The 10,747-nt window shown below is 62.5% G+C and carries 9 protein-coding genes; 4 read left to right on the forward strand and 5 right to left on the reverse strand.

The features are described 5' to 3' along the window. The first annotated feature begins 34 nt into the window (after positions 1-34). Positions 35-1,675, forward strand: coding sequence for a Na+/H+ antiporter (locus WOB96_RS02450; protein ID WP_341369682.1), 1,641 nt, complete (start codon positions 35-37; stop codon positions 1,673-1,675). Between the two features lie 12 nt (positions 1,676-1,687). On the opposite strand, the gene WOB96_RS02455 is transcribed toward WOB96_RS02450, so the two are convergent. Beyond that, a complete protein-coding gene (locus tag WOB96_RS02455) occupies positions 1,688-3,151 on the reverse strand; it encodes a cobyric acid synthase (protein ID WP_341369683.1) in 1,464 nt (487 codons plus the stop codon). Positions 3,152-3,217: 66 nt separating this feature from the next. Between WOB96_RS02455 and cbiB the strand changes: the two genes are divergently transcribed. Both cbiB and cobD read left to right on the forward strand, forming a co-directional pair. Beyond that, positions 3,218-4,129: an adenosylcobinamide-phosphate synthase CbiB gene (gene cbiB, locus WOB96_RS02460; RefSeq protein ID WP_341369684.1), complete on the forward strand. Its 912-nt coding sequence runs from the start codon at positions 3,218-3,220 to the stop codon at positions 4,127-4,129. Next, positions 4,122-5,105 carry a threonine-phosphate decarboxylase CobD gene (gene cobD, locus WOB96_RS02465; RefSeq protein ID WP_341369685.1) on the forward strand — a complete coding sequence of 328 codons (984 nt, stop codon included), beginning with the start codon at positions 4,122-4,124 and terminating at the stop codon, positions 5,103-5,105. The genes cbiB and cobD overlap by 8 nt, the downstream gene beginning before the upstream one ends. A gap of 69 nt (positions 5,106-5,174) precedes the next feature. Here cobD and WOB96_RS02470 read toward each other — a convergent pair whose 3' ends face one another. The 4 genes from WOB96_RS02470 to cobT all read right to left on the reverse strand — a co-directional run bounded on the left by WOB96_RS02470 (position 5,175) and on the right by cobT (position 9,189). Beyond that, entirely contained in the window at positions 5,175-6,521 is a 1,347-nt protein-coding gene (locus WOB96_RS02470) for a putative glycoside hydrolase (RefSeq protein ID WP_341369686.1), read from the reverse strand. A gap of 318 nt (positions 6,522-6,839) precedes the next feature. After that, on the reverse strand, positions 6,840-7,403 hold the full coding sequence (gene cobC, locus WOB96_RS02475; protein ID WP_341369687.1) for an alpha-ribazole phosphatase: 564 nt from the start codon (positions 7,401-7,403) through the stop codon (positions 6,840-6,842). Then, positions 7,400-8,155, reverse strand: a complete 756-nt coding sequence (locus WOB96_RS02480) for an adenosylcobinamide-GDP ribazoletransferase (RefSeq protein ID WP_341369688.1) — start codon at positions 8,153-8,155, stop codon at positions 7,400-7,402. Before WOB96_RS02480 ends, cobC begins: the two co-directional genes overlap by 4 nt. Continuing rightward, a complete protein-coding gene (gene cobT, locus WOB96_RS02485; protein ID WP_341369689.1) occupies positions 8,152-9,189 on the reverse strand; it encodes a nicotinate-nucleotide--dimethylbenzimidazole phosphoribosyltransferase in 1,038 nt (345 codons plus the stop codon). The genes WOB96_RS02480 and cobT overlap by 4 nt, the downstream gene beginning before the upstream one ends. Positions 9,190-9,533: 344 nt before the next feature. Here cobT and WOB96_RS02490 point away from each other — a divergent pair, with 344 nt between their 5' ends. Continuing rightward, a complete protein-coding gene (locus WOB96_RS02490; protein WP_341369690.1) occupies positions 9,534-10,736 on the forward strand; it encodes an efflux RND transporter periplasmic adaptor subunit in 1,203 nt (400 codons plus the stop codon). Positions 10,737-10,747: the final 11 nt, after the last annotated feature.

A 10,747-nucleotide genomic window follows, 5' to 3' on the forward strand; every position in this document is an offset into this window, starting at 1 on the left:
ATGCTGTTTGCAGTTGCCTTTTCTGGGAGCGCCGATGATCGAATCGCTGGGGTTCTGGACGGGTCTGCTGGCCATTGTGGTGCTGGTGAGCTTTGTCGCGGAGAGGGTGCGCATGCCTTCGCCGCTGCTGCTCGTGCTGATCGGGGTTGCCCTGAGCCTGGTGCCGAATGCTCCCAGCGTTTCACTGCATCCCGAGCTGGTGCTCCAGATCGTGTTGCCCCTGTTGATCTACACCAGCGCGGTGGCCATCCCCTGGCGCGAGTTTCGCGCGAACCTGCGTCCCATCCTGTTTCTTTCCATCGGACTGGTGATCTTCACCACCTTCACGGTGGGCTGGCTGGCGCAGTTCATGGTGCCGGAAATGGCCTTTGCCACGGCGCTGGTGCTGGGCGCAGTGATCTCTCCAACCGATGATGTCGCTGCTGCCGCGGTGGTACGCAAGTTACCGATCCCGCATCGCATCCTGCACATCCTGGAAGGCGAGAGCCTGCTCAATGATGCCACGGCCCTGACCTTGTTTCCCTTTGCCCTGATGGGCGTGATCAGCGGTTCGCTGTCGGCCTGGCAGGTACCTACCCTCCTGACGGCCACCATCATCGGCGGCACGGCCTATGGCCTGCTGATTGGCTGGATTTCACTGAAGATCCGCCAGAAACTGCGCGACACCTCTCTGGAAATCACGGTTTCCCTGATTACGCCCTTCGCGGCCTATCTGTTGCCCGAGCACTTCGGCGTGACCGGCATTCCGGCCGTGGCCGCTGCCGGGCTCCTGGTCAGCGCCCAGTCCGCCAGCCGGATTCCAGCCGCGACCCGGCTGCAGGTCCATGCGCTCTGGCGGCTGGTGAGTTTCTGGCTCAATGGCCTGCTCTTTCTGCTGCTTGGCCTGCAACTGAAAGGGTTGCTCGACGCGCTCGCGGGTGATGCGCTGGTGGATGCGATTCAGCTGGGGCTCATGTTCAGCCTGCTGGTCATCCTGCTGCGCTTTGCCTGGATGTTTTCCGTGCCGTATGTGACGCGGCTACTGCTTCCCGCCTGGTATGTGCATGAGCCTGTGCCTCCTCGACGACAGCTCTTTCTGCTCGGTTACACGGGCATGCGCGGCGCGATCTCGATGGCGGCGGCACTCGCCATTCCGCTGACCCTGCCCTCAGGAGAGGCCTTTCCGCAACGCGAGTTGATCGTGTTCATCACCTACTGCGTCATTCTGGTGACCCTGGTGGGGCAAGGGCTGTTGTTGCCGGTCCTGATCAAGCCGCTGGGCATCAGGGCCGACTGGATCCACGAGCGGGAAAGCGAAGGCCGCATGATTCTCAATGCCCGGGCCGAGCTGGTGCGGGCTGGAATCGCGCACTTGGATGCCCTGCAACGTAGCGGCATGCCCGCCACCCTGATCGAACCCCTGCGTCAGGCGCGATATCATTATCTCAAGCAATTGGGCCACCACCTTGGTGGACATGCCGATGAAAGACTGGAAAGGGTTGCCGTGCAGGATCTGGAGATCCATCACGAGGTACTCGCGGCCGAGCGCCAGGCACTCCTGAAGATGCGCCACGAGGGGCGCATCAGCGACAGCGTGTTGATGCAGGCCGAGCGGGATCTCGATCTGCAGGAAGCGCGCCTGCAGGAACATGCGCTACCCTTTGGTGAGCCCGAAAAGGGCGAGGGCATGCCCTGAAGAGGGCGGCAATCAGGCCAGCCTGAGCATGCTTTTGATCCTGTTCATGTCCAGGTGCTCGGCCATGCTGTCGGCCAACCGGTCGATGTGGGCCTCGCGCAGGGCCTGGTAATCCGGCGAGGCCGGCGCCTCCAGACCAGCCCAGTGGAGCAGGGCATCGCAGGCGGGCGCATGATCGAATAGCCCGTGCAGATAGGTGCCGAGGATCTGGCCATCGGCTGACAGGGCACCATCCGGATCATCGCCCAGGATGAGGGCAGGATGCGCCAATGCCGGCCCCGAGCTGATCCCCTGATGAATCTCGTAGCCAGTGACTTCGGCCTGTTCCAGCAACAGTCGTCCACGCACCTGACGCAGTTGCTTGTGCGCGGCCAGGGTGGTCTCCATGTCAAACAAGCCCAGGCCGGGGCTACTGCCAATCGGGCCTTCCAGCCCGAGCGGGTCCTGCAAGGTCCCCCCGAGCATCTGAAAGCCACCGCAGATGCCGATCAGCCTGCCGCCGTAGCGCAGGTGACGCAGGATGGCGGTTTCCCAACCCCGGGCGCGCAGCCAGGCAAGATCCTGGCGGACGTTCTTGCTGCCGGGTAGAATGATGAGGTCGGCTGGCGGGATGGGCTGGTCGGGACCGACCACGCTGAATGCGACCTGCGGATGCAGGCGCAGGGCATCGAAATCGGTATGATTGCTCAGGCGCGGCAGGGCCGGCACGATCACGCGCAGTTTCTCGATAGATGGATCATCAGGCGCCTGTTCGCGACTCAGGCTGTCCTCGGCCTCCAGATGCAGGCCGGGGAGAAAGGGCAGGACCCCGAGCACCGGCTTGTCGGTATGGGCCTCCAGCCAGTCCAGGCCCGGTTGCAATAGTTTGAGGTCGCCTCGGAAGCGATTGATGATCAGTCCCTGTACCCGCGCGCGTTCGCTGTCCGCAAGCAGGGCCAGGGTGCCGGCCAGGTGCGCGAAGACACCGCCGCGCTCGATGTCCCCGGCGAGGATCACCGGGCAGTCCACTGCCTCGGCGAAGCCCATGTTGGCGATATCACCGGCGCGCAGATTGATCTCGGCCGGGCTGCCTGCGCCTTCCACGATGATGCAGTCGAAGCGCTCGCGCAGGCGGGCATGCGAGGCCAGTACCGCGCGCATGGCCTCGGGCTTGAAGGCGTGATAATCACATGCCTGCATGTTGCCGATCGCGCGTCCGTGGATGATGACCTGGGCGCCGAGTTCACTGCTGGGCTTGAGCAGCACCGGGTTCATGTCGGTGTGGGGCTGCAGTCCGCAGGCCTGTGCCTGCACTGCCTGGGCGCGGCCGATCTCGCCGCCATCCACAGTTACCGCGCTGTTGAGTGCCATGTTCTGCGGCTTGAAGGGCGCGACTCGCAGACCCTCGCGGGCGAGCAGACGGCACAGGCCGGTGACGAGCGTGCTCTTGCCCGCGTCCGAGGTGGTGCCCTGGATCATGAGGGTGCTGGCTGGCATGGCGATGATTCCGGCTGATTTCGGGCTTGTGTTAGGATGAGCAATTTAGCATGAACCGGGCTGCCTTTGATCTCCTCGCTGATTTTGCTGGTTGCTGTGCTGATGGACCAGGCGCTGGGCGAACCACGCCGCTGGCACCCGCTGGTGGGCTTCGGCCGGCTGGCGAGCTGGCTGGAGATGCGGCTGCATCCGGGTCAGGGTAGGTCCGCACGCCTGCGCGGCATGATCGGGCTCATGGTCCTGGTACTGCCACCAACCCTGCTCGCAGCCTGGCTGGCGGCCTTGCCTGGCATTGGGCAGTTGCTGTCCGTCCTGATGCTGTATCTCGCCATCGGTGCCCGAAGCCTTGCGGAACATGCCGAGGCGGTCGCCAAGGCCCTGGGGGCGGGCGATCTGCCGCTCGCGCGGGAGCGGGTCGGCCGGATCGTCAGCCGCGACACAGCGCAGCTCGATGGGCGCGCCATCGCCCGCGCCACAGTCGAATCCGTGCTGGAGAACGGCAGCGATGCGGTGTTTGCGGCGATCTTCTGGTTCCTGCTGCTCGGCGCCCCGGGCGTGGTGCTCTATCGGCTGGCCAATACCCTGGATGCCATGTGGGGCTATCGCACTGCGCGCTACCGGGATTTCGGCTGGGCGGCAGCGCGTTTCGATGATGTCCTGAATTTCATTCCCGCGCGCCTGACGGCCCTGAGCTATGCCCTGCTCGGGAAAACCCGCTCTGCCCTGCATTGCTGGCGTGCACAGGCGCAACACTGGTACAGCCCCAATGCCGGTCCAGTCATGGCCGCGGGCGCCGGGGCCCTGGAGGTCCGGCTCGGTGGTCCCGCACCCTATCATGGACAGATGAAGGCGCGTCCGGAGCTGGGCCTGGGGCGGGTGCCCATGGCGGAAGATATCCGTCGCGCCGTGCAACTGGTGCAACGGGGGACCTGGCTCTGGGTGCTGCTGGCACTGGTCTGGGGAGTGCTCCATGCTTGAACATGGCGGCGGCATCCTGGCGGCCTCGCGTCGCTTTGGCATTGCGCCCGGCGACTGGCTGGATCTTTCGACCGGCATCAACCCGCTGGGCTGGCCGGTGCCTGCGATTCCAGCTCCGGCTTGGCAGCGCCTGCCCGAGCATGAGGACGGGCTGCTTGAAGCGACGGCGGCGTATTTCGGCACGGATCTGCTCCTGCCAGTTGCGGGGTCGCAGGCCGCCATCCAGATCCTGCCACAGTTGCGCCCGCCGGCGCAGATCGGAGTGCTGACGCCAGCTTACGCCGAACACGCCCGAGCCTGGCAGCGGCAAGGCCACACGCTCCATTTGCTGAGCGCGGCGGAAATCGGTCCCAGAATCGATGGACTGGATGTGCTGGTGCTCTGCAATCCCAACAATCCCACCGGCCATCTGTTCGATCGGACCCAGCTCCTGCACTGGCACCAGCGACTTGCCGCGCATGGCGGCTGGCTGGTGGTGGATGAGGCCTTCATGGATGCCACGCCAGAACACAGTTTGCTGTCCCATGTCGGCGCACCGGGCCTGATCGTGCTGCGCTCGCTCGGCAAGTTCTTTGGGCTGGCTGGCGCCAGGGTTGGCTTTGCGGCTGCCTGGCCCGAGTTGCTGGAAGCACTGGCTGAAACGCTGGGGCCCTGGCCTCTGAGCGGACCCGCGCGCTGGGTCTCGATGAGGGCTTTGTCTGATTCGGTGTGGCAGGTTCAGGCACGCGACCGGCTCAGGATCGACGCGGCGCGTCTGGCCATGCTCCTGGTGCGAGCTGGTTTGCAGCCGAGCGGCGGTACGGCCCTGTTTCAATGGGTGAAAACCGGTCGCGCCGCGAGCTTGCACGAATCACTTGCCCGACAGGGCATCCTGACCCGCCATTTCCCATCCCCAATGAGCCTGCGCTTTGGCCTGCCTGGCCATGAGACAGAATGGATCAGGCTTGGTGTCGCGCTCGCGGATTGCAGGCCTTGAGAAAAGCAAAGAGAAAAGCAAAAAACCCCGGATCAGGCGACCCGGGGCTTGGGATGGCTTTTGACGAGATTATTTGTATAAATCGCGGATGACCAGCAATACGCCATCTTTCGGCTGCAAGGTGACGGTTGTCACCCATCTGCCATTGTTGACGGTGGGCGCTTGCTTACCCAGGAAATGGCGGTACTTGTCACCTACATTCACGGTCACGGCAGCAGCAGTCGGGTTGACCAATGCCACGCCTTTCTCGAACACCCGACGATAAACGCCATTCTGCCAGGGCTTGGTCTGGATGCCTTCCAGAGGCCGGCCGAGAGGGACGTTGTATTCATCGAACCAGGGCACGCTGCTGTAACCTTTGGATAAATCGGTGAAGGAGAAGTAACCATCATTCATCAGCGTGGAGGCAAGTCCAAAGCGCATGAGTCGGTAATCCGTCGGGCTGCCCTGGATATCGAAACCAACCAGTTTGGGCGCAATGGTATTTGCCATGGCGCCGTGATAACGGGCCATCATCTTGTCCCAGCCACCCCAGGTATAGATTGACCAGGACTTGCCCATCTGGCCTTCCAGGAAGCCGCCATTGAGCTTGTTCCTGTATTCCGGCATGGAAACGTCATGATCGGTGTTGCCGATCAGTTTGAGACTCGAGCGGAGCTGGCGTACCCGGTTCCACTCTGCAACATGGCCTTGCCGGTGGGCTGAAATCATGGCGGAGTTACTGTTCCATTCATCCCTCCTGTCGAGATTCCAGTCGGCAGACCTGATCCGGTTGCGCTCGAATACGTTATCAAAATACTGGATGTCAAACTCTGGAACCGGCTTGAAAAACTTGGCGTAATCCCGCTCGGCCAGCCACTGCGGCCAGCGTTTGCCCTGATTATCGGCACGTGTATGGCTGGTGAAATTGATATCGTAGGCGCTGAAGGCGTTCGTCCAGCTTGTCTGCGAACCAGCCGCCGTATGCAGCCACCAGTTCATTTGGTCCAGCTTCCGTGCCTTATCCGCATTGGCAGCATTGCTGGTGTTACTGGATGACGGAGATTCGTTCAATATAGTATATTGCCCGACCAGTAACCTGGGGTTCTTGGTCTTGAGGGCTTTCACGGCTGCCCGGATGCCGGTATAGCCGCCAAAGGAATAACTGGATTTCCAGCCAGGGTAGAATCCCAGAATTACCATGTCCAGCCGGCTCATCTGCTGCTGGTATGCTGGATCGTCGTAGTTCTTCGCACCGATGTTCATGCCCATCAGGCGGGGGAAGTCCGGGCCTGTCAGTGCCCCTGCATCGACGGGGATGGTGGCTGTGGTGGCCGCCTGGACAGGTGATATCATCAAAAAGCCAAAGGTTGCAATAATTGCAGGAAAAAGCCCAAAAATATTGGGTTTTCCAGAAACTGCCGACTGCTCGCTCACCGATTCATTCCTTCAACGTTGTTTTTAACATGACCACCTTCCCGGACATGCCTGGAGTTGGTCGAGATATTGACGCAGGAAGACAGTAAGCAATATGGATGCCAAAAGGTTAAGTCTTTGAAGTAGAAAGTATATTTTTGTTTATGCATTCAAATGCTGACGAAATTTGTCATCTGTTTGCGCTGGTGCTGCAGGGAGGGTACGCAGCGCTGTCAATCCGGGCATGAAACTGACATGTCGAGTCGGGAGGGGAGAATGTTCCGGACTTTGAGGAAATTTGAAAGTTGGCGGAAACCCGGGCGGCAAGAAAATAGACGGTTATTGGTCTTTTTCTGTTGAATTTTGGTTTGAATGCTGGTAGCTCCAGCAAATACTCGAAATTTCACCGTGGCCCACAGGGATCTCGAAAGCCCTGTCCAGCGGCAGGCTCCGTGCATGGGCCAGCACCGCGCGGATCACACCGGCGTGGGTGACCAGCAGGACGTCCTGGTCCTCGGGCAGGGCCACCAGGAAATCCAGGCAGCGCGCCTGCAGTTGCGCAAAGGACTCCCCCCCCGGCGGGGCCCGATGAACGAAATCCGCCGCCCAGTGATCCAGGGCTACGCGGTCGATGGCGTCCCAGGGCTGCCCCTCCCACTCCCCGAAATTCAGCTCCATCAGCCGCGCATCACAGTGTACACGGCCGGGCGCGAGGGCTTCGGCCAGCAGGCGACAGCGCTGCAGCGGGCTGGCGTAGATCGTCATGCCCGACAGGTCCGGCAGCTTGGCCCGGATGGTAGCGAGATCATGCGCGAAATCGGGTGGCAGCCCGATATCGGTCTGGCCATGGCAGATGCTGGCTTCGATGACAGTTCGGGTGTGACGCAGCAGATAGAGATTCACGCCAGGGCCAGAATGACGAGATACACGAGTACTTCGCTGAGCTGCTGGGCCGCACCCAGACAATCGCCGGTGTAGCCGCCGAGGCGCCGTGCGAAGTATCGCCCGAGCAGCCAGCGTGCGAAGAGAAGCACCAGAACAATCCCCAGCGCTTTCGTCGGTGAGATGAGAAGGAGCGGGGCAAGCCCGATGATGACAGCCAGCAGCAGGCTGCCTGGCGCGAGTTTGCGGGCGACATCGCCGGACTTGCCGCTGCCGTCCACCCGCACATAGACATGGGTCTGCATGAAGCTGATGGCAAACAGGCGGCTCAGGCTATGTGCAGCGATCAGGGCCAGGGGCAGGGCGGTCGCGGGCAGGCCGCTCAGGGAGAGTACCTTGAGTCCCAGCAGCATGAATAGCCCGATGGCGCCAAAGGCGCCGATGCGCGAGTCCTGCAGGATGCCCAGGATCTGTTCGCGGGTCCAGCCGCCGCCAAAGCCGTCACAGCTATCGGCGAAACCATCCTCGTGGATGGCGCCGGTCAGCAGCAGCGTGGCCAAGAGACTCAGCAGCACGGCAACCGGCTGCGGAAACACCAGCCCCGCCAGCCAGACCACCAGCGCCGCCGCGCCGCCGACCAGCCAGCCGACCAGGGGCAGGTACTTCGCGGCATCCTGCAGGTCGCTGGCGACCGGCCCGAAGTTGCGGGGGCAGGGAATGCGCGTGAAGAAACCCAGAGCCGCGCAAAGACGCCGCAGTTCCCGGTGGATCATTGGCGGTTGCTGACCCCAGCGGACTCGAAGGAGGCCATCTCATTGAGGAAGGCGACACTGGCGGCAAGCAGGGGATAGGCCAGTACTGCGCCGGTCCCTTCGCCCAGGCGCAGTTCGAGATCGAGCAGGGGCTCGGCCTGCAGATAATCCAGCAGGCGCGCATGGCCGGTTTCGCGCGAGCGGTGGGAAAAGACGCAATATTCAAGGATCGACGGCGCCAGCCTGCTCGCCACCAGCAGGGCCGCGGAGACAATGAAGCCGTCAATGAGAAGAATCATGCCCTTTTCCGCAGCGCCCAGCATGGCGCCCGCCATCATGGCGATCTCGAACCCCCCGACTGCGGCGAGCACCTCCAGGGGATCGCTGATCCCGGCATGGTGGGCCGCGGCCTGCGTCAGCACGCTGCGCTTGTGTTGCAGGCCGGCATCATCCAGTCCGGTTCCGCGGCCTATGCACTCCGCCAGCGGCGCGCCACTGAGAAAGTGCATCAGTAGTGCTGCTGACGAGGTGTTGCCGATGCCCATCTCGCCAAAGCCGATGACATTGCTGCCGCTGGCGGCAATCTCCTGCGCCAGGGCCGCGCCGCGCTGGACCGCCGCCTGACATTGCTCCGGGCTCATCGCCGGCTCATGAAGAAAGTTGCGGGTGCCCTTGTCGATTCCTGCCGGAACCAAATCGGGGTGCGCTGGCAGATCGGCATTGACGCCGGCATCGACGACCTTCAGGCCAAAGCCGTTCTGGCGCGCAAAGACGTTGATGGCAGCGCCCCCGGCCAGGAAATTCAGCACCATCTGTGCGGTGACCGCCTGCGGAAAGGGGCTCACGCCCTCACGGGTAATCCCGTGGTCGCCCGCAAAGACCAGCATGACCGGGGCGCGCAACGCAGGGCTGAGCGTGTTCTGAATGCAGCCGATCTGCTTGGCGAGCCGTTCCAGCCGTCCGAGCGATCCCAGGGGCTTGGTCTTGCTGTCGATCCTGTGTTGCAGGGCGGGCGCGAGTGCCTGGGAGATCGGCTCGATGCGAAATGTGGGCATGAATCTGGCTCCTGTCTGGAAAGGTTTTTCTTCCACGCCCAGGCCGCTTGCCAGGACAACGGATCAGACCATGGACGGATCTGGAAGAACCCGGCATTATTTCAGTAATCAAAGGGTCGATCAAAGTTGGTTCTACTGTTTATACTTGCTCCAGATTTCGGGCTTGATAAAATTAGTATGCTAACATATTATCCATCGCTAATAATTCCCGACAAAGGGTATCTGCCTGCCAGGGTCTCCCCTGTCAGCTTTTTCTCTCCGGGTCACTGTTGTATGAGCCTCTGAAGTGGGCTTGTTCCTCTGGCTCTGGCCGGATCCCTGCTTCCTGAAACAAAGGACACCTTATGCGAACCAAGTCGGCGCAAACCGCATCCGCTCTGCTTTTGCTCGGAGTGCTCACGCTCTCGGGCTGCGGCAAGGAGGACAAGCCTGCCGGGCCGCCGAAGACCCAGCCGGAAGTCGGCGTGGTGCGGATTACCTCCCAGTCCGTGACGCTGACCACGGAGTTGCCAGGCCGTACAGTGGCCTACCGAATTGCCGAAGTGCGCCCGCAGGTGGGTGGCATTCTGCAGCGGCGCCTGTTCCGGGAGACCGCCGAGGTCAAGGCTGATCAGCCGCTCTATCAGATCGCTCCGGCACCCTTCGAAGCCGCGCTCAAGAGTGCACAGGCTACTCTTGCTCGCGCCGAAGCGACCCTGGCCTCGAACAGGCTCAAGGTGGATCGCTATCGCCAGCTGGTCAGTGTCAATGCCATCAGCAAGCAGGAATATGACGATGCCCGCGCCATTCTGCGCCAGAACGAGGCCGCCATCGGCGAGGCCCGCGCGGCGGTGCAGGCGGCCCGCATCAATGTCGGCTACACGCGCGTGACGGCGCCGATCAGCGGGCGCATCGGCCGTTCGCTGGTGACCGAGGGCGCACTGGTCACGGCCGATCAACCCACACCGCTGACCACCATCACCCAGCTCGACCCGATCTATGTGGATATCTCCCAGCCCGCCACCGAGCTGCTGCGCCTGCGCCGGGAGCTCGACAGTGGCAATTTGCAGCGCGTCGATGATGGCGCAGCCCGGGTGCAGCTACTGCTGGAGGATGGCAGCAACTATGAGCAGCCAGGGAAGATGGAGATCACCGAGGTCACAGTGGATCCCAGCACCGGCGCCGTGGCCCTGCGCGCGGTCTTCCCCAATCCTGATCGCATGTTGTTGCCGGGCATGTTCGTGCGTGCCCAGTTGCAGGAAGGTGTGCGCGAGAATGCCATTCTGGCCCCCCAGCAGGGCGTCACGCGCAATCCCCAGGGGCAGCCAACCGCGCTGGTGGTCGGGCCCGGCAACAAGGTGGAGCAGCGCGTGCTCAAGACCGAGCGTGCCGTCGGCAATCAGTGGCTGGTCAGCGAAGGGCTCAAGCCGGGTGACCAGATCATTACCGAAGGTTTGCAATTCATCCATCCGGGCGATGTCGTCCGGGTGAAACCTGCGACCAATGTCGGTGGGTCGGCGGCGAAACAGCCCAGCCCTGCCGCTTCCACATCCGGCAAGGCCCAGTAAGGGGACAATTT

This window comes from Thermithiobacillus plumbiphilus (assembly GCF_038070005.1).
GTDB lineage: Bacteria > Pseudomonadota > Gammaproteobacteria > Acidithiobacillales > Thermithiobacillaceae > JBBPCO01.

What these genes read in the sequence shown, in the direction of transcription:
- WOB96_RS02450 (WP_341369682.1), top strand. Translation starts at nt 35, where the DNA reads ATGATCGAATCGCTGGGGTTCTGGACGGGTCTGCTGGCCATTGTGGTG.
- cobD (WP_341369685.1), top strand. Translation starts at nt 4,122, where the DNA reads ATGCTTGAACATGGCGGCGGCATCCTGGCGGCCTCGCGTCGCTTTGGC.
- WOB96_RS02490 (WP_341369690.1), top strand. Translation starts at nt 9,534, where the DNA reads ATGCGAACCAAGTCGGCGCAAACCGCATCCGCTCTGCTTTTGCTCGGA.
- WOB96_RS02455 (WP_341369683.1), bottom strand. Translation starts at nt 3,151, where the DNA reads ATGCCAGCCAGCACCCTCATGATCCAGGGCACCACCTCGGACGCGGGC.
- cobT (WP_341369689.1), bottom strand. Translation starts at nt 9,189, where the DNA reads ATGCCCACATTTCGCATCGAGCCGATCTCCCAGGCACTCGCGCCCGCC.
- WOB96_RS02480 (WP_341369688.1), bottom strand. Translation starts at nt 8,155, where the DNA reads ATGATCCACCGGGAACTGCGGCGTCTTTGCGCGGCTCTGGGTTTCTTC.